Consider the following 24458-nt stretch of genomic DNA (forward strand, 5'->3'; position numbering starts at 1 on the left):
CCTGCGCGTTTCACTTGCCGCCGCGGCCGGATCGAATCGGGCTCGTCAGGTGGTGTGATCGGCGGCCACCTGGAGGAGCAGGTCCCGCATTCGGGCCCGCGAGAAGAGCGAGGGCCCCGGAGATCCGTGTGTGACGGCGAACCTTGAGCCACTCTTGACCGCACTCTATGTGAAGGTCGACGACGAAACCGGAGGAAGGAGGGCGGTGGCTCAGGCGCTCCTGGGCTACCACTCTGAGGCCCGCTGGCTGCGCGTCGCCTGCAAGTATCTGTGCGACAAGTTCCCGTACCTGCCCCAGCGCGCGGGCTACAAGCGCCTACGGCGGCACTGCCTCTAATCAAGCCCATGATCCGAGCGCTGGCCATGGACAGCGACTTCTGGGCGGAGACAGTGTGGATCACCGACTCTACCCCGGTGCCGTGCGGCATGTCCCGACCTACTGCCTGACCGACAACGAGAAGACCGTCACGGTCGAGCACGTGGCCCGGATCGCGGTCCGCAACCCCGAGCTGGTGCCGATCGCCCGCTACTACGGCACGGTCGTGCGCTCGTGCATGCCGGCCGACCCTGCCTCGAAGGGCGGAACGGAGGCGACGGTGAGGATCGCTCAGGTCGCAGCCTGCGGGGAGGGGTTCGGTGGACTCGGGGCGCGGCCGCGGCCGCAAGCGCCGCTGAGTTGGCCGGCGGTCCTGCGCTGTCCCTTCGCGCGTGCGTCCGCCGGGGCGGACGGTGGTCGGCGATGGTTCCGGCGCCGCGAGGCGGGCTCGCGGCGCCGGAACCGTAGCGTCATGATGCCCTCCCGTACCAAGCCGGTTGCGCGGTATTAGCAGGAGTTCTACCTCGGGCATAGAGAAACGGTCAGGCCGACCGCAGGGCGGTAGCGCATCGCGGACCCACCCACCGGCTCAGGTTCTGCGGGTACCACGAGGTACCCGGTCGGAACGCGCTGTACGGAACCTTCTCCATGCCGCCGATGTCCTTGCCGCAGAACGTCTGGTCGGGCGGGTCGCCCGGGATGGACGGGTCAGCCGGGCCGCGCGCATGACTCCCATCCGAGGCTCAGGCCGGCCTGGACCGAAGTCCGAACCCATCATCCGCCGGGGATCTTCCAAACGATGATGGCCATACCCCCCGTTCCCGGTCGGCTTCCGGGGCCGCCACTCGGGGCGGAGTAGGAATTGGCCTGTGCATTCCGCGGACTGCCGACGTGGCGTCCTGCCTCTGCCTGCCCCTTGTGTTGGCCGCCGCCGTGGGGAGGAAGGCCACGCCACGCCGTGGGCGATGCCCGCTTTGGCTGCGGTTTCTGACATCCTGTGCCAGTCCGAAGTACCAGAACCTTTGGGAAGCATACGGAGCTTTCATGGCACACGTGCATGTTCTGCTGAATCAGAAGGGCGGCGTCGGGAAGTCGACGCTGACCGTCAACCTCGCCGCAGTGACTGCTGAGGTGATCGGGCGTAAGGCTGGCGAGCAGCCCCCGGTCCTGGCAGTATCCGTCGACCCGCAGGGCTCGACAGCCTGGTGGTCGAACCGGGTGGGCGACGAGCTGCCGTTCCTGTTCACTCAGGCCCACAACGACCTGGGTTCGCTGCGGAAACTGCGCGCCATCCAGTCGGTACGTCACATCTTCGTCGACACCCCCGGTTGGCTGGACCTGTCCGACGACGACACCACAGCCGATCCCTTGGGTGACGGGAAGGCGGCGGACATCCTGCGAGCCGTTCTCGACAACGCCGACAGTGTGATCCTTCCGATCGAGCCGGAGCCGCTCGGCTTCAAGCCGACTGTGCGCACGGTGAAGCAGATCGTCGAACCGCGCGGCCTGCCCTACACCGTTGTCATCAACAACTGGGATCCGCGGGACGGCGACGTCGACTTGAAGCAGACTCAGGAGTTCGTGGAAAAGAACGGCTTCCCACTCGCCAAGACGGTGGTACGCCACTACAAGATCCACGCCCGCGCTGCGGCGGAGGGCCTCGTCGTCACCCAGTACAAGCCCAATCGGGCCGCGTTCGAGGCTCGTGAGGACTTCTTCCGTCTTGCTCTCGAGCTGAACCTGAGCGGGGCGAGCCGATGAGCCGCCGTGTCAACCTCGCTGACATGCTCGACGGCGAGCCGCTGGACGAGCCCACGAAGGCGTCACCACGCCCGCCGGTCTTGAGCATTGCCCAGATCGCGCCCAACCCCGACAACCCGCGTGGGGAAATCGATCAGGAAGACGAGGAGTTCTACGACCTCGTCGCAAGCGTCCGAGAGGTGGGCATCATCAGCCCACTGACCGTGTGCACTACTGAGGCCTTCATCCGGCACAACCCTGCCCACGCCAAGGCTCTCAGCGGCTACGAGTATGTCGTAGTCGCCGGCCACCGCCGACTGGCCGCTGCCTACGACGCCTACATGAAGGAGGTTCCGGCTTATGTGAACGACGCTGCCGCCGAGGACCCGCTGGTGTGGGCCGTCGCGGAAAACCTCCTCCGGGTAGGCCTGACACCTATCCAGGAGGCCCAGGCTCTCAGGGTCCTCACCGATCCCCCGCCGGCTGGACGGGGCATGGCACAGAGCAAGGCCGCACGCGGAATCGGAAAGACGCAGGGCTTCGTGTCCCAGCGCATCGCCCTGCTCAACCTCATCCCGGAACTGCAGGAGAAGGTCGCCTCCGGCGAGCTCGGCCTCAAGGCGGCACGCGCTTTCGTCTCCCTTCCCCCCGACCAGCAGATGGCCGCCTACGAGAAGCAGACCTCCGGGGCACCGTCCTCTGACCATTACCCGGTAATGGATGCGGGCCCGTCACCACAGCCGGCGCCGCAGGCCAGCCTCGCCCAACCGGCCGATGACCAGGCCCTGGCGGAACCTGCCCTCGCCGCGCCGCCCGCCACCGGCCATTACCCGGTAATAGGGGCCAGGGCCGCTGCCCCTGCGAGTGGAGCAGCGACTGGAACCGCTACTACGGAGAAGGCAGCACCAGTCCTCACCGGCGACGCCGCCGTGTCTCCTGTGTCGGCTGTCCCCGAACAGCGGGCCGCCCAGGGCGCGCGGACGGCTGCGGATGATGTTCGGGACGTCGACTGGCATGACATCCCCGAATTCGCCGTGGCCATCAGCCAAGTGCTGTCTGCAGAGGAGATAGGTGCACTGGCGGAGACGCTGATCAACAACCTCGGCTGACCTACGGCCGACAGGCTATTACCGGGTAATACCGACTGCAGGAGGGCCTGGCCTGAGCGAGAGCTCCGGTCGGGCCCTCGTCGCGTTGGGGAGTCTGGCGGGGGCAGGTGCTATTACTGGGTAATACCGGACCAGTGAGCGCGCTGCCCCGCTCAATGAGCTGAGGCCCTACCGGACTGCCGACGGACCTGCCCCTCCAGACAGCGTTGGCCGCTACCCCGGGCTATTACCCGGTAATTGAGGTTCCCCCGGGATGCGGAGGATGGTGACAGAGGTTCAGATGGGTCTCATGAGAGGACCCGTGGCCATGGCCGCCCCGAAGAAGTCCCTGAGCGGCCGCCCTGCCCTTCCTCGCCTTCTGCTCGCGCTCGGCATCGTGGTACGCGCCGTCGTCGACAACAGTCTGGCCACCGCCCTCGGACACGTGATCCCCGGCGGTGCGTCCCTGGCCGCGCTGCTTGGCCTGGCCCGCGCTGGCCGCCGTCCTCGCGAACGTGATCAACAACCTGCCCAGAGCACCCTCGTCCTGCTGCCGCTGGCGACTCCGACGGGTCCGGCCGCGGTGTTGGCAGTGCTACTCGGGGTGAACATCGGCCCCAACCTCACCTACGCCGGATCGCTGGCCACTCTGCTTTGGTGGCGGATCGTCCACGAGCACGAGCATGAGGTCGACCTCGCCGAGTTCGCCCGCCTCGGCCTGCTCGCCGTGCCCACCGCCCTGGGGGCGGACCCGGCCGGGGTGCATGGGAAAAACGCGTTCGGGCGCATTCTGTTCAGCGGTCCACCACCCCAAGGCTCTTATGCGCCCCTTTCCCACCTGTTTGTTTCACGGTCGTTTCTTTAACGTCATGAAGCGCCAGCTCCGGCCTCGGGGCTGGACTATCAGGCCCCTTAGGCCCTTTGGGCCGGCTCGGGCCGCAGCACAGGGGGTGTTCATGCACAACCTCCGAGCATTCCGCACGGCCATGCCCAGGTGGCTGGCCGTGCTCATGACGGCCGCGCTCGCACTCACCGGGGTAGCGGCGGTCTCCGCGGCGCCGGCCGCCGCCGCGTCCGGCGTCGTGGTGCAGGTCGGCTACGCCGACAACGCGCGCGCCAACCCGAACAACTTCCCGACACCATGGGCGGGCTCGCCCGGGGTGACGTTCGACGGCTGCGTCGGCTGCACGTACGACGCGGGCGCGGTGCGCGTCGTCAACAACACCTCGATCGCGCAAACCGTCGACTCGGTGATCGTGAAGGTCAGCACGTGTACCTTCGACATCTGGCCGCATGGCACCGTATTGCAGCCGGGGCAGCAATTGATCGTCACTCAGACCAACCCCACCGCTGCCGCGGTATGCGGCGGTACCAGTGGAGCATTCGACACCTCCGACATCGGGGTCAACGGCGCGGCGACGAACTGCACACCGGACGGAGTGATCCCTGAGGTCGACGTGACGATCGGCGGTGTGACGAACGCGCTGTTCGACACGAAGCAGGTGCTCAACACCGGCGGGATCGACCTGGCAGCCTGCCCGGCCGGCACCAACGAGTCGGCGCAGTGGTCGCTGATCGGCACGCGCTGCCCGAGCGCGTCTCTCACCCTCGGACCGTCGACCCAGACCGACGACGTCGGAACCACGGCCTCATTCCGGGCCACGCTCACCAACTCCTGCGGCGACCCCCTGCAGGGCGCCACCGTCTCCTTCACCGTGCAGTCAGGACCCAACGCGGGCCTGACAGAGACCGCGACGACCGACGTGAACGGCGTGGCGACATTCTCCTACACCGGTGCGAGCCCCGGTACCGACATCGCCATCGAGACGACCGCCAACCCGGCGGGCACGATCACCTCGAACACCGTGACCGTGATCTGGCAGAAACGGCCATCGTCGCTGACCATCACCGGAACGTCGACCAGCGACTACAACGACCCGGGCACCGTGTCCGCGGTGCTGACCGACAACGGCGGGCCGGCGGCCGGCCAGACGATCGTGTTCACGCTGAACGGATCCGAGTCCTGCTCGGCGGTCACCGACGCGAGCGGAACGGCGTCCTGCCAGATCACCCCGCGGGAAGCCGCCGGCTCCTATCCGCTGACCGCAACCTTCTCGGGCAGCGCGACCGACCTGGGCTCGTCGTCGACCGCCACCTACACCGTCCACCTTGAAGAGACCACGCTGAGGTACACCGGCCCGTCCAAGGCCGCCAACGGTGTGCCGCTCACACTCTCCGGCGTGCTGCTCGAGGACGGCACCTCGGCGATCGCCGGCCGCACGGTCACCTTCACCCTCGGCACCGGGGCCTCGGCCCAGTCCTGCACCGGTACGACCGACGGCAACGGAAACGCCTCCTGCACCATCTCCTCCGTCAACCAGCCCGCGTCCAGCACCTCCGTCCCGGTCACCGCGCTCTTCGCCGGTGACGCCTACTACCTGCCGGCCTCCGCCAGCGCGACCCTGAAGTTCCAGTACATGACCGGCGAGGCGTTCGGCCTCTCCGCGAGCGGCCTGGCCACGATCGCCGCGATTCCCGACACCGGTCCCATCCAGACGGCGTCCGCCGGAACCTTCGGCCCGCCGTGCGTGGCCAGCATCGGCGGACTGATCAGCGCCCACACGCTGTGCGCGCAGGTGGTCACATCCGTCAACCCCGGCACCTCGACCGCGACCTCCGGGGTGCAGGACGCCACCATCGGCGTGCCGGGCGTGCCGGTGATCAAGATCGGCCTGGTGCAGTCCTCGTCCACGACGAACTGCAGCGGATCGACCGGCAGCGTCACCATCGGGTCGGTCACCGTCGGCGGCATCCCGGTGAACGTGAACCTGCACCCGGGCGCAAACACGACCGTCACCGTGCTCGGAGTCACCCTGACCTTCAACGAGCAGACGCCGGTGACCGGAGCCGACCAGGGCCTGACCGTCAACGCCGTCCACATCAACGCACTCGGCCTGCTGAACGTCGTGATCGGCTCGTCCAGCAGCGACATCGGCAACTGCTAAACCGCTGCTATTCGCAACCACTCCCAGGGGCCGCCCGGCGAACGCCGGGCGGCCCCGCCCGCGCCTGGGGCCACAACAACGAAGGCCAGCGCCAGGTGCTCGAACCCACCGACGCCGTCGCACCGGTAGACGCCACCGCGCGCTGATCGCGCCCACGGAAATTGAGCTTCCCCCGGTGCGCGGGAGTGCTGATCGTGGAGTAGCGGCGAGGCTGTGGAACCTGCCGGCGGCGACCGTGGTGGGGTGACTGAGTCCGATCGTGGTAGTGATCGGCGAGTTCCGGAGGGTCAGGGTGCCATTACCTAGTTGCCCGAAGTTGTTGGCGCCCCAGACTTTCAGGGTGCCGTCGGACAACAGCGCCAGGTTGTGCTGCTGGCCTGCCGCGAATGCGTGTACGCCGGTGACGCCGGGCACGGGGACGGGGGTGGAGTTGTCGACGCCGTTAGTGCCTTGGCCCTGCTGACCGTTGGTGTCGGCACCCCAGATCTTGAGGGTGCGGTCGTTCAGCAGCGCCACGCTGTGGAAGCCACCCGCGAGGATGGCGATGGCGTTGGTGAGGCCGACCACGTTGCCGGGGTTGAGGTGGTCCGTGCCGGGGATCGTGGTGCCGTCGCCGAGCTGCCCATCGAAGTCCTGCCCCCATGCCTTGGCGGTACCGTTGTTCAGCAGTGCCAGGCTGTGGCCGACCCCGCTGGCGACGCTGCGGATGCCGTGCTGCGGCGCCTCGAACTTCCCCACAGCGACGAACGTCCTGTCCGTCATGGTCGAGCGGCAGAACCCTGGCAGCGCAGTACCGATCACCCAGCAGGACATCACCGACAGATCCTCCCATCCGTGGTCAGTCGCGGGATGACCCTTCTCGTCGAGCGAGGCCTCGTCCTGCGCAAGGGGTACCGCTACCGCCTGCACCCCGCCGTCGCCGGCTACAGCTCCGAACTCGAGATGCAAGCCGCCATGGCCCGCGCCGCACGTGAAGGCGTCCCACCGATCCTGATCCCCGACTACCAGGCCGCCCCGCCCTAGTCCGGCCGCTCCCGGCTGCGTGCGATCGGCTGACCTTCAGGACCTGTGGGTGCTCGACGCTACAGACCGTAGGGCCATTAAGGGCTGGTACGCCCCGCTGACCGGTCCGCGGGTCGCGCTCCCGGTGCTGGGCGCCAGCGCAGCGGCAACCTGGCCCGGTGGCTGCCATCCCTGATGGCAGCCGGGACCTATGCCATCGACCCCGAGCCCTTCAGCGAGCCGTGGCGTCCGTGGAGCGAACTCGCCGAGGGCGAGGCGCCGGCCCCGAGACCCTCATCACGCCTCATCCGAGGTCGCGCCGCCCCAGCCCGAGCAGTCCCGCCGCCGCGAGCGCCCCGCTCAGCAGGGTCAGCCAGAGCAGCGGAGCGGCATGCACCGCGCCACCCGGGAGCCGTGGCACATGCGTGAACGGCGAAAGGTCGAGCAGCCAGTGGTCGGCGTTCATCGCTGGTCCGAGGTAGGTGATGAGCAGCAGCAGCCCGAGCAGCCCCCACACCCCGGTGGTCCACTGCGGTTGCAGGCCGTACAGCGCGGTGCCCGCCGCCGCGAACAGCCACACCGCCGGCACCTGGACCAGCCCGGCGGCCAGCAGTCGGCCGATCCAGCCGCCGGTGTCGCCAAGCACGGCCCCGGTGCCCAGGCCCATGGCGAGCCCGCCGGCCTCCAGCAGCACGAAGGTGCCGAGCAGCGGGTAGAGCAGGTGGCTGCCCGCCCAGGTCAGCCGGCCGACAGCGGTGGCCAGCACCGGTTCGGCCCGGCCGCCGGTCTCCTCCTCGCGTAGGCGCAGCGCGGTCTGCACGGCGTAGACGGCGACGGCCATCGCGACGAATGTCGTGCAGGTGGACAGGTAGGAGTTGACGACTCCCGTGGTCCCGCCCAGCCGCTCGATGGTCTGCGCCGCCTCGGGTGTGTCGTTGACGAGCTGCTGCAGCCCCTTGGTGATGCCGCCCAGCACGAAGCCGAACACGATCAGGCTGACCGCCCAGGCCCACAGGGTGCCGCGCTGCAAACGCCAGGCCAGGCCCAGCGGCCGGCCGAGCCCCGCCCCGGCAGTCGTGGCCCCGGGGCGCTGCGGCAGCAAGCCGCCGCCGAGGTCTCGGCGGGCCAGCAGCAGGTAGGCCATGGCGATCTCCACGGCGGCCGCGCCGACCAGCAGGCCGAGCAGCCACCACTGGTTGCCGCCGTAGGGGTGGACGCGTTCGGCCCAGCCGAGCGGCGAGAGCCAGCCGACCCAGGACGCACCGCTGCTGCCGGCCGCGTCGCCGATGGACCGCAGCAGGAAGGCCGTGCCCAGGGCGCCGCCGGCGAGTCCGTTGGCCGTGCGGCCGGTCGGGGCGAGCTGTGCGGTCACCGCGGTCAGGCCGGCGAACAGCAACCCCACGGCGGGGAAGGCCAGCCCGAAGGCGAGCGAGCCCGCCACGTCCTGGCCGAAGCCGAGCATCACCGCCAGCACCACGCTCGCAAACACCAGTCCGATCGACCCTGCGGTGATCAGGGCGGCGGTCAGCGGCGCCCGGCGGTCCAGCGCACCGGCGGAGAGGAGTTCCAGTCGGCCGGACTCCTCCTCGGCTCGGGTGTGCCGGGTGATCAGCAACTGGCAAAGCAGGGCGATCATCACCGGGCCGATGGCCAGCATCCGCCAGGCCGTCAGGGCACCCAGCGAGTGGGTCTCGTAGAGCGGGCCGTAGAGGGCGCGCAGCGAGGCGTTGGAATTGATGCTCAGAGCCAGCCTGTCACGTGACCCCTGCGAGGGGTAGAGGTGGCGGAGCGACACGGCGGCGCTGGCCACCGAGGCGACCAGCGCGTAGAGCCAGACCGGCAGCATGATCCGGTCCCGGCGCAGCGCGAGGCGTAGCAGTACGGACAGTCCCGCGATCACGGCTGTGGCTCCAACTCGCTCGCGGCGCCTCCGTAGTGGCGCAGGAACAGCTCCTCCAGGGTGGGCGGTCGGCAGATCAGCGAGCGCACACCGGCGCGGGTCAGTACGGCCACTAGGGCGTCCAGGCGCTGCGCGTCGACCTGGCAGCGCAGCAGGGTGCCGTTCTGCTGGACATCGTGCAGGCCGGGCAGGTCGGCCAATCCCGGCACCGAGGCCACGAGTTCGGCTTCCACCGAGGTTCTGGCGAGGTGCCGCAGCTCGGCAAGGGTGCCGGTTTCGACGGTGCGGCCGGCCCTGATAATGCTGACCCGGTCGCAGAGGGCTTCGACCTCGGACAGGATGTGGCTGGAGAGCAGCACGGTGCGCCCGCGGTCGCGTTCCTCGGCCACGCACTGCCGGAAGACCTCTTCCATCAGCGGGTCGAGGCCGGAGGTGGGCTCGTCCAGAATGAGCAGTTCCGCGTCGGAGGCGAAGGCGGCGACCAGGGCGACCTTCTGGCGGTTGCCCTTGGAGTAGGCGTTGCCCCTCTGGGTGGGGTCTAGTTCGAACCGGTCGAGCAGTTCGCCGCGCCGGGCGGCTGAGATGCCGCCGCGCAGCCGGCCGAGCAGGTCGATCACCTCGCCGCCGCTGAGGTTGCGCCACAGGATGACGTCGCCGGGCACGTAGGCGAGGCGGCGGTGCAGGGCGACCGCGTCACGCCAGGGATCGCCGTCGAGCAGCCGGACGGTTCCGCCGTTGGCCCGGATCAGCCCGAGCAGAACCCGGATGGTGGTGGACTTGCCGGCACCGTTGGGGCCGAGGAAGCCGTGGACCTCGCCTTCCTCGACGGTCAGATTCAGCCCGTCGAGGGCACGTGTCCGACCAAAGGTCTTCACCAGGCCGGAGACCGAGATTGCGGTTGCCATGGCGTCACGGTACACGGAATTCACAATTTTCTGAATACTATGAACATCAGTATGATCGCGATACGCTGAGTCCATGGGAACGGGCGAGGACGCGGAAGTCGGAGATGCTGCCGGCGAGGCAGCGGTCGGCGCGGGGCTCGAAGCAAGCATCGAGGCTGCGGACGCGAGCGTCGGGGACGCCGTCGACCGCCGAGCGCTGCGGGACTTCATCGAGCGCTTCGCCGGCGTGATGACCGACAGTGGGGTGCCGAGGATGCCCGCCCGGGTCTTCGCCGCCCTGCTCGCCACCGACTCCGGCCGGCTGACCTCCGCCGAGCTCGCCCAGCTACTGGAGATCAGCCCCGCTGCCGTCTCCGGTGCGGTCCGCTACCTCGCCCAGATCCACCTGGTGGTGCGGGAGCGCGAGCCCGGCTCGCGCCGCGACCGCTACCGCCTGCTGGACGACGTCTGGCAGGAGGCCCTGATCAACCGGGACCGGACCCTGACACTGTGGGAGAGCAGCCTCGCCGAAGGTGTGGAACTGCTCGGCGAGGACTCCCCCGCCGGCGCGCGCCTGAGCGCCTCCCGGGCCCTGTTCACCTTCCTCCGCCGCGAGATGCCGCAGCTGATCGAGCGCTGGTACCAGGAGCGCGACCGGCTCGCCGCCGGCCGCTGACCCGGTCGGCCGACCCCGCGTGAGCGCATGGTCCGTCTCAAGCAGCCGCAGAAGCCGGGCCCCGGTCTGCCCGCCATGGCCTGTACAGCCGTAACGGCGGCCAGCCAGGTTACCGGCGGCCGGGAAGGCTGAGGTAAGCCCGTCAAGAGCTGCTGCCTCTGGACTGCCTCCTTCGTGATCATGGTCTTCCTGCAAGGAGCGGGGAGTGCTGCCATCATCGGCCGTCGTGGAGCCAGCGCCCATCCCGGAGAAGAGTCCGGCCTCTGCCTGATAGAGGTCTGCTCTGCGGTGGAGCACATGCGCAGCACGGAAGCAGGAATCGGAGTGTGGCCTGCGGGTTGCTTGCTCCTCCAGGGAAGGCCGAGCGATGCGCCCGCGACACGTCGGGACTCACTTTGAGGGAATGGAGACGCCGGGGAGAGCCTGGAGGCCTCGATCACGGGCAGTCGGGCACCCGGACGGCGACTAGCGACTCAAGACTGTTCGGTCGCTGTCCGTTCTCTATGGCAAAAGGCCAGGTCAGAGGGGGTTAGCACCGTGGGCAGCGACTGAAGCGACCGAGATTCGGCATTATGACGACATTCGCGCGCGCGCGTGTGCGCGTGATAGATACCGAGCTTCAGTCGCTTCAGTCGCTGTATGGGTCATGGCGAGGCCTCTGACCTGGTCTTTTGTTGGTGACCAAGAATCAGCGACCGAAGGCCATCAGTCGCTTTCCCAGCCGTTGGGTAGCTCTTGCGGCCCACTTCGGCGTGTCGTTTCCACCGGTGGGTGCTTCGGTCCCTCTGCCCCTGAAAAACAGGCTGTGACCTGTGAACTTCATTCAGTCGCTGACTCCGGCCTTCGGGGGCGACACCCGTTTCCCTCCGGGAAGTGGTCGGCTTCCGAAGCACGCCTCCTTCTCTGGGCTAGGCTTTCTCCGGCTTGTATGGACTTGAGTCGCTTCAGTCGCTGTACTCGCCGCTGCAAGTCTGTGACCTGCGGTAATGTGCCCAGCGACCGAAGCGACGAAGAGCTACCCGGCCGTGCCCAGGGCGCGTGAGTCGGTGAATCGGGAGGGGTGCACGTGGTGGTGCCTAGTCGCGCCAGCAGCGCCGCCCTCGCCAGCCCGCCCCCGCTGGAGATCGCCCGATGGTGTGCCCGCCTCGGCTGGCCGGTCCATCCGCTGGCGGCCGGTCGCAAGACCCCCGCCGGGAACTGTCCAGCATGTAAGGACGAAGCACACACGTCTGCGGACTGCCAGTGCCCGGCCCGGGGCCGCTGGTGCCACGGGTTCCACGCCGCCACGCTGGACCCGGCGCTCATCGATGCCTGGTGGGGCTCCCGGCCGGACTTCGGCGTCGGAGTCTCTTGTGGCCCCGCAGGCCTGGTCGTCATCGACGTTGACGCGCACCCCAAGCCGGTGCCCGTCCGAGCTCGTCTTCTGCCCGGCATCACGATCGCCGACACCGTGAACCTTGAGGGCTTGGCGAACGGCTTCCACACCTTGGCGCTGCTGGCAGCCCTGCGCGGAGCACCCGATCCCGCCCTCGACGAGCAGACCCTGCGCGTGCGCACCCCCTCCGGAGGCCTACACATCTGGTACCGCTCCCCAGGTACAGGCTGGCTGTCCTCCGCCGGATCCAGCACCGGTCGGGCCCTGGCCTGGCAGGTCGACATCCGGGCCCACGGCGGCTACATCGTCGCCCCTGGAACCATCACCGACACAGGCATCTACCAGCCGGTCGGCGCCTGCCGTACCCCCGCGCCCCTCCCGCAGTGGCTGGCCGCAGAGCTGGCCCGCACCGGCCACCTCCCCTCCTCCCAGCCGCCCGCCCCGACACCTGCCGTCCCGTCCCGGGCCCGCCAGGCCGTCCTCGCCGCCGGTGGCACTGACCGCCCTGCCGAGCGTGCGCTGGCCACAGTTCTGGCCGCCGTGGCCGACTGCGGCCGCGTCCCGCAAGGCGCAGCCTTCACAGACACTCTCAACCGCGCCGCCTTCACCGTCGGCGGTCTGGTCGCCGGCGGCTACCTGGACGCCGACCAGGCCCGGCAGCGGCTCTTGGAGACGGCGGTGCATGCCCGCCCCGGCCAGGTCCGGCGCTGCGAACAGATCATCCGGGCAGGCATGAGCGCCGGCTTGGCCCGCCCCCTCCACCCGGGAGGCCGGCGATGACCCTGCCCATGCCCGAATTCGACCCGGTCGCCGCCGCTCGCCAGATCCTCGAGCAGCCCCCCGTGCCGGTCCCCGCCCAGGCCCAACCCCACCCTGAGGCGACCAGGCAAGGCCTGCTGCCCGACACCCTCAGCGACCGCGGCAACGCCAAGCTCTTCGTCGCCCTCTACGGGCGCGACTATCGCTTCGTCCCCGGCATCGGCTGGTACCGATGGGCGGGCTACCGCTGGCAGATCGACGAGGACGACACCGTGGTGTGGGCCGCCGGCGAGATGGCAGAAGCCATCGCCTGGACCGACCCGCGCGGCGTCCACAGCGCCGCCGACCTGCGCCGCCACCGCCGACGCGCCCTCTCCACCGCCGGCGTGAACGCGCTACTCCTCCAAGCGAAGTCGGCACCCGGCATGGCGCTCAACGCGGCCCTGCTCGACGCCGACCCCTACGCCCTGTGCACCCCCGGCGGCGTGGTCGACCTCCGCACCGGCCTGCTGTCCGCGCCGGACCCGACCAAGCACCACCACTCCCGCTCCGCACTGCTCGCCCCGCAGGCCATCGCGACGCCGCGCTGGCACCGGTTCCTGGACGACACATTCGGCGCCGATGCCGACGGCCGCGCAATGATCGACTTCCTGCACCTCCTGCTCGGCTACTCCATCACCGGTGACGTCGGAGCCCAGGTGATGCCGTTCCTGTACGGGCAAGGCAAGAACGGAAAGTCGGTACTCCTCGACGTCATGATCAAACTGCTGGGGGACTACGCCGACGCCGCCCCGCCCGGTTTCCTCATGGCCAAGGCCTTCGACACCCACCCCACCGACCTGGCCGAACTCCACGGCCGCCGTGTCATCGTCTGCTCGGAACTGAAGGCGGGAGACCGCTTCGACGAGGCCCGCGTCAAACTCCTCACCGGTGGCGACCGCATCAAGGCCCGGCGCATGCGGCAGGACTTCTTCAGCTTCGACCCCACCCACAAGCTCTGGTTGCTCGGCAACCACCGACCCGAGGTCGGTACCGGCGGCTACGCGTTCTGGCGCCGCATGCGCCTGATCCCTTTCGAACGCACCGTGCCCGACGACCGCAAGGTCGACAACCTCGCCGACGTCCTGGTCACCGAAGAAGGACCGGGCATCCTGGCTTGGCTCATCGAAGGCGCCCGCCGCTACCTGGCCGGCGACAAGAACCTCGATGGCCCCGAACGCGTCCAACTGGCCACCACGGCCTACGCCGAGACCGAGGACCACATGTCCCGCTTCATCGCCGAGGCCTGCAAGTTGGACGCCACCATGCGCGCCGAGCAAGCCGGTCTCTACGCCGCCTACAAGCAGTGGTGCCAGTTCGAGGGCACCGGGCCGGTGTCGGCCCGCGCCTTCGCGTCCCGAATCCGCGACGTACTCGGCCTGGCCTCGCCCAAGCAGATGGTCACCTCCAACCAGCGCAAGTACTACCCGGGCATCGGGCTGATCGTCGACTTCACCACCGGAGAGTCCCTGTGAGCGCCCTCATCGAACCCCACCAGATCGCTCACGAAGCCGATCTCGTGTGGCTGGAGTCCACCGACGCCCTCGAATACGTCCGCCAGACCCTGGACCGGCTGCCCACCCGCGCCGGCCGCCCTGCCTACCACCGCGACGGCCGCATGGTCGGTTACGCCGTCCTCGGAACGGCCGCAAAGGCATCCCGGGCGTCAGGGACCTTTCTGCGCCGGGTGTTTTTCCTCCTCCCTCATGACCGCGACCTGGAGCCCGACGGCCTCTACGCCTCGGCTGCCCCGTCGGAAGCGGTCGATCCCCGGACTCTGGCCCCGCGGGTCAAGGGCTACAAGACGGAACGGTCCGAAGGTGGACCGGCATCGGATGCGATGCGCGAGATGGGGATAACGCTTCCCAAGAGCTGACCCCGGGCCGCCTACTTCACCCCGTTCCACGCCGGGCTGGCAGCCCACCGCTGCGACGGCTACGCCGGCCGCGTGCCCGGGCGCCGACGCCTCCCTGACGGGCAGCTGTTGATGATCCAGGACAGGCCGCCCATTCCTAGCCTGCGGCGGGGCCGAGCAGCAGCCCGAGGCCTACGGCACGGTCCGGTTCTTGCCCGGGTTCGACGTAATTCGAAGCCTCTGGAGCAACGGCATGCCCGCTGGCCTGCGGCTTCACCTTCTCGGCTGCCGCAGGTCGTTTCTCTAGGCGCTCGCGTTTCCGCAGGTGGCGAGGCTCTCCGGTGCGGTCTTCGAGGACCCGGCCGAAGGCCGTCTCGCAGCCGCCGCATGATCGACGATAGAGCGTCGATCACGGACCTCGCCCCGCGATCGCCAACTTGCCCCGGTTCAGAGGGGTTTGTCTCTACCGTTCTTCGGCCCATTGTTGGCCCATTGGCTCGATCGGCCAGGCCGCTGACCTGCCCGTTTCTCTATGCCTAGAGAAACGGGCGATTCGGGCCGCAAGCGGAGAGTCTGCAGGTCAGCGGGCACTTCACGCCTCCAGGAGAGGCGAATTATGTCGAACGCGGGTCTTGGCCCGGCATCTCAGCAGCGTGGTCGCGATGTCGGCCAGGCCTTGCGGGTGGTCGCGTATTCGGCGGCGATCGTGGTCGGCAACTGCCGGCCGGTGGTGCACTCCTCGGTGCTCGCGGCGGTGACCAGCATGGCCGTGAGGGAACCCGGGCCTGTGTAGGTGAAAGTGCCTTCCTACCGGACTGACACAAATCCAGACAGCCTTATCATCCCAGTTCAGAAGGCACTTCCATCCTGCCGGTCAGGCTTCGACGACCAGCGCAGGAGAATGGACCTGGCTAGAGCAGCCAGCCGAGAACGGCGACGATGCCGGCGAGTAGATTGAGGATCATCTGATTCTCCTTTCAGTCGTACGAGGGTGGTCCACGGTCTGGTCGGGGTACGCCCGGCCAGTGAGGGAAGTCGCGGTCTGCAGCCCACGTAAGCCCCGCCCAGTTAACTGCCCCGACTAAACCTCATATCACTCGATCGTGTGCAATTCCACTCGAATGAGTTAGTCGTCGAACTTTCATCCGAATTGGTGCCGACTTTACGCGGTAGTCCGCGGACCAGGATCTCGGCCGCACCAGTGAGAGCCCTTCGCCGGGCCGCCGTCCACCTTCGGGTCCAGCCGCACGGTCGCCCGCTCGCGGTGGGGCCAGCTCCGAGTGCGGCACCTCCGATATGCGGGACGTCAGGAGGAGGCAGCCTGCCTTCGGAGTCCTCTCCGAAGGCAGGCTGGTGGATCAGGCGGTGTAGGTCTCGGTTCCGGCGGAGACCGTGCCGCCCGGGGTGGTGACGGTGACGTTGACGGTGGTGCCCGCGATGCCGGCCGGGATGATGCCGGTGATGACGGTGCCGGTGTTGGTGGTGATCGTCGCCGGGGTGGCCCCGAAGGTCACGGTCGCGCCGGTCAGGTTGGTGCCCGCGATGGTGAACACGCCGCCACCCGCCGCAGCGCTGATAGACGGGGTGACGGTGGCGGTCACGACCGGCACGGCTGCGAGGTAGGTGAAGCCGCCCGGAACGCTCGCCGATCCACCGACGGTGGTCACCACGACGGGGACGTTGCCTGCGGCGTGCGCCGGGGTCAGGCCGAAGATCAGGTTCGCGGTGCTGGCCAGTACGGCGGCAGGTGTACCTCCGAAGGTCACGGATCCCCCGGAGAGGCCGGTGCCGGTGATGAGGAACACGGTGTTTCCGGAGGTCGGGCCCTCGGCGGGGATCACGGCCGTGGGGTTGGGCGCCGGCGAGGGAGAGGTCACCAGGTAGGTGTAGGCCACCGGGTTGCTGGTGCCGTTCGGAGTGGTGACGGTCACCGCCACGGTGCCGGTTCCGGGCGGGGCCACCACGACAAGGCTGACGCCGAGGAAGTCACCGGACACGATGGTGGCCGGGGTGGTCCCGAAGAGGACCTGGGTGGCGCCGTTCAGTCCCAGTCCGCTGAGGGTGACGGTGTTGCCGCCGGCCGCCGGCCCCGCGTTGGGGATGGCCGCCAGCAGCACGGGCGGCAGAGGCCAGGGCAGGGTGAAGTTCGCCGAGGACGGCGCGTGCACGGTTGCGTTCATGGTCTGTCTCCTGTGTGGGGGAACAGTGAGGGGAAGCCGGACGGCCCTTCGGCCGCGCCGCCCGGAGCCGGTCCTAGAACCTCTGCGGCCGTCTCCCGGCCAGCCGTGCGCAGGGCCGGTCAACGGCCGCAGGGCGGGGCGAGAGGAGCCGGGCTGTAGATGCCGACATGTCTGCGCCAGGAGCAGCGGCGAGTACCGGTGAGCCGGCGCCAGGACGACTGGAGCGAAATCAGCCCCGGACGTCCGAGAGGGGGCTGGAGCAACGGACCGGCCGCCAGCTGAGCTCACCGACACGGGGATGGGCGGCCCGCCGGTTCAGACATGACCATTAACCCGACAGGATGGATATGAGGCAATTTGATTGACAGCCGATCACCCGAACGGCTCAGCGCTCATGAACCGTCTGCGCCTACCGCGAGCGCTGCCAGCCCTCGAACAACGCCCTGAGACGAAGCGTCCGGCACCGGGCATGCGAGGCGGACTCAGGAAAGGTTGACGCCCGCTAGGTGGGTGGCAGATCGAGCCGGTGGGCGGCGGGCTTGGCACGGGAGCGCACGTCCGTGATGGCTTCTGTTCCCTGCGCATGCCGAAGCCACCGTGCAACTCCACTATTGAACGACGGTTCAATGAAGAGAGAGCACGATGGCCCGTACGGGAAGCCCCGGCTCCGGCCCGTTGTCCCTGGCCGCGCAGCTCCGGAGGGTTGAACACATAAAAGCACTTGGGATGCTTGAGCACGCGCGGCAGGTCTCAAGCCGGCCTCGGCGAGCCAGTGACCGGCTCGCCGAGGCCGTGTAGGCCGGAAGGGGAGTCAGTTCACGCAGTGGAGGACAGGGGTGGGGCTGCCCGCGCAGTTGGTCGGCTGGTTGGCGACGACGGTGGTGCGGTGGAGCAGGATGGTGGCGGTGTCGTCGTAGATGCCCCCGGGCGCATCGGTTGCCGTGTTGTTGATGACGATGCTCTCGCTGAGCTTCGCCAGCCCCCCGGCCACGGAGTTCACGATCCCGCCGCCGACGCCGGACGGTCCGGAGGCGGTATTTGATTCGATGGCGGTGCGACTCACCTTCAGCGTCCCGTCGTTGGTCACCCCGCCGCCCTTCTCCACCGCGTCGTTGCCGGTGATGAAGCTCTCGTTGACGGTCATGGTGCCCTCGTTGGCCAGACCGCCGCCCTCCTGGAGCGCCGTGTTGCCGCTGATGTAGCTACGGCTGATCCGGGCGGTGGAGCCGGTGTTGCCCCCGATGCCGCCGCCGTAGTCGGCCTGGTTGTCCCGGATGACGGAGCGTGTGACGGTGAGCATGCCGTCATTGCGGATCGCGCCGCCGAAGTCCCCGCTCACTTGGCCGTTGCTGATGATCGCTCGGTGCAGCGACAGGTCTCCGGTGTTGTCGACGGTGAAGATTCGGAAGGAGGGCGCCGCGAGCGCTCGGGTGATGGTGGCACCGCCGCCCTCGATGGTGATCCTGTTCTCGATGTGCGGCAGCGCGGTCGGCAGCGAGTAGACACAGCCGGGCGCCAGGACCAGCATGCCGCCCGCGACGTTCGCGGTCGTGATGGCGTTTGCGAGCGCGGTCGGAGCACAAGGGACGAAGCTCTGGGCGGCCGCGGGCTTGGCGGCCAGACCGACGACCAGGAGGGCGGATCCGGCAGCGGTTCCCACGGCGCGGACGGCCAGGCGGTTGAGTCGCATGATTGCTCCTTCGAGACAGGTGAGGCGGTGTCACCGCCTAAGGACTGGGCGTGGGCAGGCACGTGGAGGTGGCCGTGGTGGCGCCGACGGAGGTGAGGTGACGGCAGTTCGCGGCACCTGCGGTCCCCGGACGGGGCCTGGAACGTGAGGGTGGTGGTGTCCGAGATGACGTCGAACGCCACGGGCCAGAGTCCAGGTCGCCCGGTCGGTGGTGGTGAGGCCGGTGCCGATGAGGGTGATCAGTACGCCGTCGGCGACCGGTCCTGAGCCGGGCTGACGGCTGTCACGATGGGGCGCCCAGATGGGCGGTAGGTGAGGTGCGCCCGCCCGTCGGCAGTGGCGCCGCTGACCGGACCGGCCCCTGTGGTAGTGCCGACTAGGGCCGGCGACGGTCAGCTGGTGTCGGAGAACAAGGGCCGCCCGCCGGGCCTCCCCGAAGATGACCGAACGGGCGGTCAGCAGGACGACGCCGGAGGTGGTCACGCTGGTGCCACCGGCGCTGGGCCCGGAGACCCGGCTGACGGCCGATATCGTCTCAGGGCAACGCAGTGGCGCTGCGCTCGCTTGCTGGTACCGCCGGGGCAATGGCCGGAAGCATGATCGTCATGACGTTCCCCTTCGTTCATGGGGCCGCCGACCGTCGACGGCCGCCGCGGACGCGGCAGCCGACAACAGACCGGAAACCTCACCGGGGGCGCCCACAGCCACCGAACCGGGAACACCGATGTCTTCGGACGGTTCGGCCGAGTCCCCCGGCAAGGGATGGGCGGCCCACCGGGATGTTCTTGCTCCAAGTAGCGCACCGGTGGCGACGGGTGGCCAGTAGAACGGTCGCATCTCATCCGTTTGGCCGGGGCGTGCGTCCATCGCACGCTGTCCGTGCGCAACGGTGACGTCCCGTCGGCTCCATCGGCCGCCTGCCTACTGTGCCGGTGCCGATTCACCAGCACCGCGCCCGCCGCCGGGCCGGTTCTGCACGGTGTCCGGGTGCGGGCAGGCAAGCCATGCCCGACCTGTTAGTCGGACCTCGCCGGCGAGCCGTCGTGTCGGTGTGCCGGCGCCATCCCGCGTTGGCCCACCGGTGCTGCCGTCACTGGGGAACGCTGGTGCGAGCCGACCCCGTGCACGGCACCTCCAAGCTCCGGCACCGGCCGAGTGAGGTTCCCGTTCGAGAACCCGGCATCACCTCCCGACCGCCTCCAGGGTGAGCACCCCGCGCTGTGCAAGGAGGACGCAGAGCGCCAGGCACTCTTCATGGAGCGTCTTCGGGGGCGAGCCCGGCTCGAGCTCCCGAGCCACCTGCCCGATCACCTCGGCCAGTGTGCGCTCCGGAGAGCAGGCACCCAGGAAGACGGCGACCGCCGGGTTCACCTCGTCCTGCCGGATGTTGCCCTCGAGTGTGGCCTGCAGCAGAAGGAACATCTGGCGCTGCTGCACTCGGGATGGTGGCTCGCCGCGCTCGAAGCAGGCGCCGATCTCCTCCAGGTCGTGATCGAGCGCCAGCAGACAGTTGGCGGGGCTGAGTCGGGGCCGTACCCGATGGAGGTCCTCCCGCGAGAGCGTCGGTGCCGCCGGTAGAGCGGGGAGGGGCGGACCGTCGGGGAAGAAGCGGATCCGAAGGACCGCCACCTCATAGTGCAGCACGTCGGCGAGCCATGCCGGTTCGTCGAGCTCGGGGCCCAGCTTCGTGCGGAGGAAGCCGGCGAAGGCCAGGGCCTCGTGCTGCTTCTTCGGCCGGCGTGGCGGGCAGCACCGGTTGTACTCCGGCGCCAGTTCCCACAGGCGCTGTCCGAGTGCCCAACTCACCAGCGGCAGTGCATCGGTGACCTTCGTCATGCGGTTGAGCAGGAGCAGACGGGAGTACATCGAGGTGCGCTTCCGGTCGAGTTCGCGCAGCTGGTCCCTCAGCTCACGGCCGGCCCAAGGGAGCGGATCCGGTTGCTCGGCCAGTACGGCCTGTCGGGCCAGGGGGTCGGTCAGGAAGCGCGCCAGCGCCTGTTGACGCCGAAGTTCGCTCACGCGCTCGCTCATCGATCGTCTCCGCACGGCAATGCCGGCGGCCAGGCGGGCGCCAGAGCCTGGCGTATGCCGTCGAGCTCGGCGAGCAGTTCCGCGGGCGGCGGGAAGTTCTGGTCGCGTTCGACCATCACGGCCTTGAGGGCGGGCATGCGCGGGACGAAGTCGAGGAGCAGCTTGAGGACCTGCGCCGGGACGGGGTGGCTGTGAGTGTCAAGGAGCACGCCGTCCTGCCAGTACCCGCCGGCGAGGTGGACCTGCAGGACGCGCTCCAGCGGGATGCGGTCGAGGAAGTCGGCGGCGTCGAATCCCAGATTGGTCGCGTTGTTGAGCACGTTGGTCAGGTCGAGCAGCAGGTGGCAGTCGGCTCGGGTGACCACCTCGGTGATGAACTCCGCCTCGCTCATGGTGGACCACGGCACACGGAAGTAGTACGAGATGTTCTCCACTGCGAAGGGCTGCTCGAGTTCCTGGGCTACGAGGCGTATGTTACGGGCGGCGATCTCGGCGGTCTCCGGGGTGAAGGCCAGCGGGGTCAGCTGCCCGAGGTTGAGGCCGGGGACCTGGGTGAAGCACAGGTGGTCGCTGACCCACTCGGGCTCGATCCGCTCGGCCAGCCGTTGGATCTTCTTGACGTACTCCGTATCGGGAGGCTGATCCGTCCCCAGCGACAGGTCCACGCCGTGCAGCAGGATCGGGAACCGGTCGGCCAGTTCACGGGCCTCCACCGCCTTGTGCGGTGGCATGTCGATGTACTGGTCGGTGATCAGCTCAAGGAAGTCGATCGAGTCGGCCGCATCGAGGATGGCCTCACGCAGCTCCTGTCGGTAGCCGAGCCCGACTCCGAGAACGGACGGTTCGCGCATGGGCGCATCACTCCTGCCGGTTGGTGGTCGTCAAGTGACGTAGTAGTGGCCGCCGGGCCGCCCTGTCGAGCCGGCGAAGGCGCCCGCGCGTTCCTCGAGGCGCCCGGTCGGGCGCGCTCTCGGTCCGGGAGGCGCTCCCGGACACGCCGTGGAACAGCGGACCGCCTTCGCCCGCCTTTTTGTCGCCGGTGTTCCCTCACACGACGACCAGGTCGTCGTGTGAGGGGCGACTCATGCCGCGGTGGACGCAGCCGAGCAGACGATGCAGATCAGGCACACGACGCAGGTGATCGCCGCCGCGTTGGATCCGCGGTTCGGCTTCATCGCGCGCAGCTCGAACATCGTGTTCTCGCCGCCGAGCGCCTTGGCCGCGTGGTACTTCGCGGCGTCGACGCTCCCTCGCACCTCGATCTTCTGACCTTTGCTCTGGTCGCTCATGAACATTCCCCTTTCGTGGTTTGCGATCGTCCGGTGCACGGACGGGTTCTGCCGCTCCCTCCGGCGCACGCCGGGCATGGCCGGAGTGCGGCACGGTGTCAGTTGAAGGTGACCACCCCCTCCCAGCAGAGTCCTTCGAGGACGTCGAAGCACTGTGCCGCCGACGTCCGGCTGGAGTGCGGGCCGGTCGTGTCGTACCGCTCGCGCGCCAGGTCCGCCAGCTGAGCAGCCGTCAGTTCACCGGTGCGAAGCAACTCGACGAGCCAGGCGGTCGGTTCGCTCAGCCGCAGGGGTGCCGCCGCCTCGTGGAACAGGACCTTGAGCGGTCCCTTGCCGGCCGGCGCCCGGCGTCCTTCGGCCAGCGCTTCGAGGACCGGCTCCACGTCGCAGCTGAACTCGACGATCTCCGCCTGGCCGACGAGCCGCGGCCGAGCCTGGTCGGACCGTGCGCGCCAGCCGAGTTCCGCTCCTGCCGGAGCGGTCGGCTTGGCATCGATCGCGTCGCGCGTGAACTCATGGATCTTGTACTCGTACCAGCACACCTCGCGGGTCACCACGGCGTGCCGCGGCAGAATCCCGAGGAGCAGCTGGCCGAGCCTCAGCGCGAGGGCGCGCCGGTTCGCTAGGTCGCGGTGGCTGGCGTCGGCCTGTGCCACCCAGCGCAAGCGCCGCTGGTCGGCGGCCGTCAACAGGGCATGGGTGCGTGGGTAGAGGCGCGGCACGGCTTGCGTTACCTCGGCCGGTTCCGCATCGGCGGTGCCGCCCCGTCCGTTAGGGGAGGACGAGTCGGTCGGATCCGCGGCGACGCCGGTGAGGAGTTGCTCGAGTTCCCCGACATAAGGACTCGTAGGTCGGCTCGTACCTCAGTTCCAGGTGTCCCCGGTAGCCGATGTCCTGTGCCCGCACGCTGTCCTCAAGCGCGTAGCGAAGGGCTGCCGCGAGGTCGTCGTGGCGGAGCGGATCGGTGGCCACGACATTGCGGCGGTCCCGGATCGCGGCCCGGAAGAGCTGCTTTCGCGCGACCTCGGTGGACAGGACCAGGCAACCGCCGCAGGCGATGATCTCCGAGGGGATGGTCGGGGTGTGCGCTGCGATCGGGAAGTCACGTTCCAGGAAGGCGAGGGCGGTGCAGCTGCGAACGAACTCGGGGATGGACCAGTGCGGCATGAACGGGATGAGGTGGACGTGGTCGGTGAGTCCGAGCCGGTCCGCCAGCCGGGTGAAGGCGTCCTGCTGCCATCCTTGCGCGGCAGCCAGCAGGTTGAATCTGAAGCCGTCCGAGAACAACCGCCGCATGGCGTGCAGCAGGTCGAACGACCCTTTGAACTCGCCGAGTTTGCCGTAGGTCCCGAGGACGGGCAGGTCGCTGTCGACCGGCCGGGTCGACCCCGAACCGGTGGCGAGCCACTGCGACAGCGGACGGGACGGGCCGGCCGGGGTGAACGGGTCAGCGGGCAGCCCGAAGGCCGCACATGGAGTGATCACCCGCTCGTCCACCCCCGCCTCCAGCAGCCGGGCGCGCGAGGGCCCCCGGGAGATCAGACGGTTCGCGCCGCGCAGCACCTCGGTGTAGGTGGTCCGCAAGTCGGGTAGCCGCATGAGCCTGTGAAGGTCGCTGCCCGCGTGCTTGAAGACGTACGGCACCCCGGTGAACCGGCTTGCCAGGTGGGCCGCGACTCCGTACGGCTCCAGGTAGTACGAGAAGATCACTTCACAGTCGTGCGCGCGGATCACATCGGTTGCCAGGCCTGCCAGCCGGCTGACGGTCGGGTTGCCGAGCGGGATGTAGTAGAGCTCACGCCGGTCGGGAGGCTGCGTACTGGTGACGGTCACGCGCCCCCCGCTGTCGGGGAAGGCCGGCGCGTAGGCACCGCCCTCGACCCGGTCGGCCTCGGGTATCCGGATCCGGAAGGTCTCCTCCACCTCGTCGGCGTTGGTGACCACGAAGACGCGGTGCCCCCGCTCGGCCAGGCCGCGGGCGGCCCAGTAGCAGTGCATGCTGACCCCGCCCTGGATCGGTGGGTACTTCGTGAGAAAGCAGATGTTCATGCCACCGCTCCAAGCGATCCGAGGTCGTCGGGTAGGTCGAGGGCGCCTTACCGGTCGCGAGCCTTGGCTGGGCCCCGTCGGGGTAGCGGCAAGCCTTCTCACCCAGTGGACAGAGAATCCGGGTGGACGTAAATGGCGCACAAGAGCCAAAGGCGAATGTCATATTGCATATGACAACTCATCAGATAGTCTGTACGCGCCGGAGCGTATGCATATTCTGCGCCCCCATAATGGCGCGAAGCGCGGAGGAGCGGGTCGAGAAGTGCATCCGTCCTGCCATCAGCTGACAGGCCAGTAACTCCAGTACGCCGACGCCCCAAACCTGCTGAATCCTGCTTCAGATTTGCGCGCCCGTCCTGCCGTCTCGGCGGCCGAAGGAAATCGAGGGCGACGCCTTGAACGTATGTCACGCCTCGCGAATCTTGCTCACCGAGTTTCCTCATTTACTCAAATATCAAACTATCTGAGGAGGAAGAGCAGCATGCTATTGCGAATCGGACGGATTGGAGAGACGTTGAAAGGGGAGGTCGAGTCCGGTACAGGACCACGCGGAAAGGTGTCTGACCGTGGTCGGGCACCC

Annotated in this window: 17 protein-coding genes and 3 pseudogenes; 10 read left to right on the forward strand and 10 right to left on the reverse strand. The window is 68.7% G+C overall.

Annotated features, from left to right (window positions below; genetic code table 11):
• Window positions 1-130: 130 nt before the first annotated feature.
• From LN042_RS38260 to LN042_RS33650, 6 genes and pseudogenes are all read left to right on the forward strand, one after another.
• Window positions 131-441: pseudogene (locus LN042_RS38260) on the forward strand (IS982 family transposase); the annotation flags it as partial.
• Window positions 429-611: pseudogene (locus LN042_RS33630) on the forward strand (IS21 family transposase); the annotation flags it as partial. The pseudogenes LN042_RS38260 and LN042_RS33630, both read left to right, overlap by 13 nt.
• A gap of 749 nt (window positions 612-1360) precedes the next feature.
• Entirely contained in the window at window positions 1361-2077 is a 717-nt protein-coding gene (locus LN042_RS33635; RefSeq protein WP_230055246.1) for a nucleotide-binding protein, read from the forward strand.
• Between the two features lie 23 nt (window positions 2078-2100).
• Window positions 2101-3165 carry a ParB/RepB/Spo0J family partition protein gene (locus tag LN042_RS33640; RefSeq protein WP_230055247.1) on the forward strand — a complete coding sequence of 355 codons (1065 nt, stop codon included), beginning with the start codon at window positions 2101-2103 and terminating at the stop codon, window positions 3163-3165.
• Window positions 3166-3472: 307 nt separating this feature from the next.
• Window positions 3473-4009, forward strand: coding sequence for a hypothetical protein (locus LN042_RS33645; protein WP_372495866.1), 537 nt, complete (start codon window positions 3473-3475; stop codon window positions 4007-4009).
• 4 nt (window positions 4010-4013) lie between these two features.
• Entirely contained in the window at window positions 4014-6149 is a 2136-nt protein-coding gene (locus tag LN042_RS33650; RefSeq protein ID WP_230055248.1) for a choice-of-anchor P family protein, read from the forward strand.
• Between the two features lie 216 nt (window positions 6150-6365).
• Here the strand turns inward: LN042_RS33650 and LN042_RS38185 are convergent.
• The 3 genes and pseudogenes from LN042_RS38185 to LN042_RS33665 all read right to left on the reverse strand — a co-directional run.
• Window positions 6366-6962: pseudogene (locus LN042_RS38185) on the reverse strand (RCC1 domain-containing protein); the annotation flags it as partial.
• 493 nt (window positions 6963-7455) lie between these two features.
• Window positions 7456-9051, reverse strand: a complete 1596-nt coding sequence (locus tag LN042_RS33660) for an ABC transporter permease (protein ID WP_230055250.1) — start codon at window positions 9049-9051, stop codon at window positions 7456-7458.
• Window positions 9048-9956 carry an ABC transporter ATP-binding protein gene (locus tag LN042_RS33665; protein WP_230055251.1) on the reverse strand — a complete coding sequence of 303 codons (909 nt, stop codon included), beginning with the start codon at window positions 9954-9956 and terminating at the stop codon, window positions 9048-9050. Before LN042_RS33665 ends, LN042_RS33660 begins: the two co-directional genes overlap by 4 nt.
• Before the next feature lie 73 nt (window positions 9957-10029).
• Between LN042_RS33665 and LN042_RS33670 the strand changes: the two genes are divergently transcribed.
• The 4 genes from LN042_RS33670 to LN042_RS33685 all read left to right on the forward strand — a co-directional run bounded on the left by LN042_RS33670 (window position 10030) and on the right by LN042_RS33685 (window position 14660).
• A complete protein-coding gene (locus LN042_RS33670; protein WP_308191908.1) occupies window positions 10030-10611 on the forward strand; it encodes a GbsR/MarR family transcriptional regulator in 582 nt (193 codons plus the stop codon).
• A 1072-nt stretch (window positions 10612-11683) separates the two neighbouring features.
• Window positions 11684-12766 (forward strand): bifunctional DNA primase/polymerase, encoded by a 1083-nt coding sequence (locus LN042_RS33675; protein WP_308191909.1) that lies wholly within the window; start codon window positions 11684-11686, stop codon window positions 12764-12766.
• The gene (locus LN042_RS33680) at window positions 12763-14259 is read left to right on the forward strand and encodes a DNA primase family protein (protein WP_230055252.1); all 1497 of its coding nucleotides are present in this window, start codon (window positions 12763-12765) and stop codon (window positions 14257-14259) included. The genes LN042_RS33675 and LN042_RS33680 overlap by 4 nt, the downstream gene beginning before the upstream one ends.
• Window positions 14256-14660: a DUF6009 family protein gene (locus LN042_RS33685; protein WP_230055253.1), complete on the forward strand. Its 405-nt coding sequence runs from the start codon at window positions 14256-14258 to the stop codon at window positions 14658-14660. The genes LN042_RS33680 and LN042_RS33685 overlap by 4 nt, the downstream gene beginning before the upstream one ends.
• Window positions 14661-15997: 1337 nt before the next feature.
• Here LN042_RS33685 and LN042_RS33690 read toward each other — a convergent pair.
• The 7 genes from LN042_RS33690 to LN042_RS33720 form a co-directional block, all read right to left on the reverse strand.
• Window positions 15998-16819, reverse strand: a complete 822-nt coding sequence (locus tag LN042_RS33690) for an IPT/TIG domain-containing protein (RefSeq protein WP_230055254.1) — start codon at window positions 16817-16819, stop codon at window positions 15998-16000.
• Window positions 16820-17630: 811 nt separating this feature from the next.
• Window positions 17631-18509 (reverse strand): hypothetical protein, encoded by an 879-nt coding sequence (locus LN042_RS33695; RefSeq protein WP_230055255.1) that lies wholly within the window; start codon window positions 18507-18509, stop codon window positions 17631-17633.
• Window positions 18510-19691: 1182 nt separating this feature from the next.
• Window positions 19692-20540 (reverse strand): hypothetical protein, encoded by an 849-nt coding sequence (locus LN042_RS33700; protein ID WP_230055256.1) that lies wholly within the window; start codon window positions 20538-20540, stop codon window positions 19692-19694.
• Complete coding sequence (locus tag LN042_RS33705; RefSeq protein ID WP_230055257.1) at window positions 20537-21391, reverse strand: MbnB/TglH/ChrH family RiPP precursor modification enzyme; 855 nt, start codon at window positions 21389-21391, stop codon at window positions 20537-20539. Before LN042_RS33705 ends, LN042_RS33700 begins: the two co-directional genes overlap by 4 nt.
• Before the next feature lie 231 nt (window positions 21392-21622).
• Window positions 21623-21829 (reverse strand): hypothetical protein, encoded by a 207-nt coding sequence (locus LN042_RS33710; RefSeq protein ID WP_230055258.1) that lies wholly within the window; start codon window positions 21827-21829, stop codon window positions 21623-21625.
• Between the two features lie 98 nt (window positions 21830-21927).
• Window positions 21928-22551, reverse strand: a complete 624-nt coding sequence (locus LN042_RS33715) for a hypothetical protein (protein WP_230055259.1) — start codon at window positions 22549-22551, stop codon at window positions 21928-21930.
• 49 nt (window positions 22552-22600) lie between these two features.
• Entirely contained in the window at window positions 22601-23878 is a 1278-nt protein-coding gene (locus LN042_RS33720) for a glycosyltransferase (RefSeq protein ID WP_230055260.1), read from the reverse strand.
• Window positions 23879-24458 lie beyond the last annotated feature (580 nt).

The organism is Kitasatospora humi (assembly GCF_020907985.1).
Lineage (GTDB): Bacteria > Actinomycetota > Actinomycetes > Streptomycetales > Streptomycetaceae > Kitasatospora > Kitasatospora humi.

Excerpts from the sequence above, each read along its gene's own strand:
- LN042_RS33665 (WP_230055251.1), bottom strand. The coding sequence starts at position 9,956 with ATGGCAACCGCAATCTCGGTCTCCGGCCTGGTGAAGACCTTTGGTCGG.
- LN042_RS33635 (WP_230055246.1), top strand. The coding sequence starts at position 1,361 with ATGGCACACGTGCATGTTCTGCTGAATCAGAAGGGCGGCGTCGGGAAG.
- LN042_RS33680 (WP_230055252.1), top strand. The coding sequence starts at position 12,763 with ATGACCCTGCCCATGCCCGAATTCGACCCGGTCGCCGCCGCTCGCCAG.
- LN042_RS33700 (WP_230055256.1), bottom strand. The coding sequence starts at position 20,540 with ATGAGCGAGCGCGTGAGCGAACTTCGGCGTCAACAGGCGCTGGCGCGC.
- LN042_RS33650 (WP_230055248.1), top strand. The coding sequence starts at position 4,014 with ATGAAGCGCCAGCTCCGGCCTCGGGGCTGGACTATCAGGCCCCTTAGG.
- LN042_RS33720 (WP_230055260.1), bottom strand. The coding sequence starts at position 23,878 with ATGAACATCTGCTTTCTCACGAAGTACCCACCGATCCAGGGCGGGGTC.
- LN042_RS33690 (WP_230055254.1), bottom strand. The coding sequence starts at position 16,819 with ATGAACGCAACCGTGCACGCGCCGTCCTCGGCGAACTTCACCCTGCCC.
- LN042_RS33670 (WP_308191908.1), top strand. The coding sequence starts at position 10,030 with ATGGGAACGGGCGAGGACGCGGAAGTCGGAGATGCTGCCGGCGAGGCA.
- LN042_RS33695 (WP_230055255.1), bottom strand. The coding sequence starts at position 18,509 with ATGCGACTCAACCGCCTGGCCGTCCGCGCCGTGGGAACCGCTGCCGGA.
- LN042_RS33705 (WP_230055257.1), bottom strand. The coding sequence starts at position 21,391 with ATGCGCGAACCGTCCGTTCTCGGAGTCGGGCTCGGCTACCGACAGGAG.
- LN042_RS33710 (WP_230055258.1), bottom strand. The coding sequence starts at position 21,829 with ATGAGCGACCAGAGCAAAGGTCAGAAGATCGAGGTGCGAGGGAGCGTC.
- LN042_RS33640 (WP_230055247.1), top strand. The coding sequence starts at position 2,101 with ATGCTCGACGGCGAGCCGCTGGACGAGCCCACGAAGGCGTCACCACGC.
- LN042_RS33645 (WP_372495866.1), top strand. The coding sequence starts at position 3,473 with ATGGCCGCCCCGAAGAAGTCCCTGAGCGGCCGCCCTGCCCTTCCTCGC.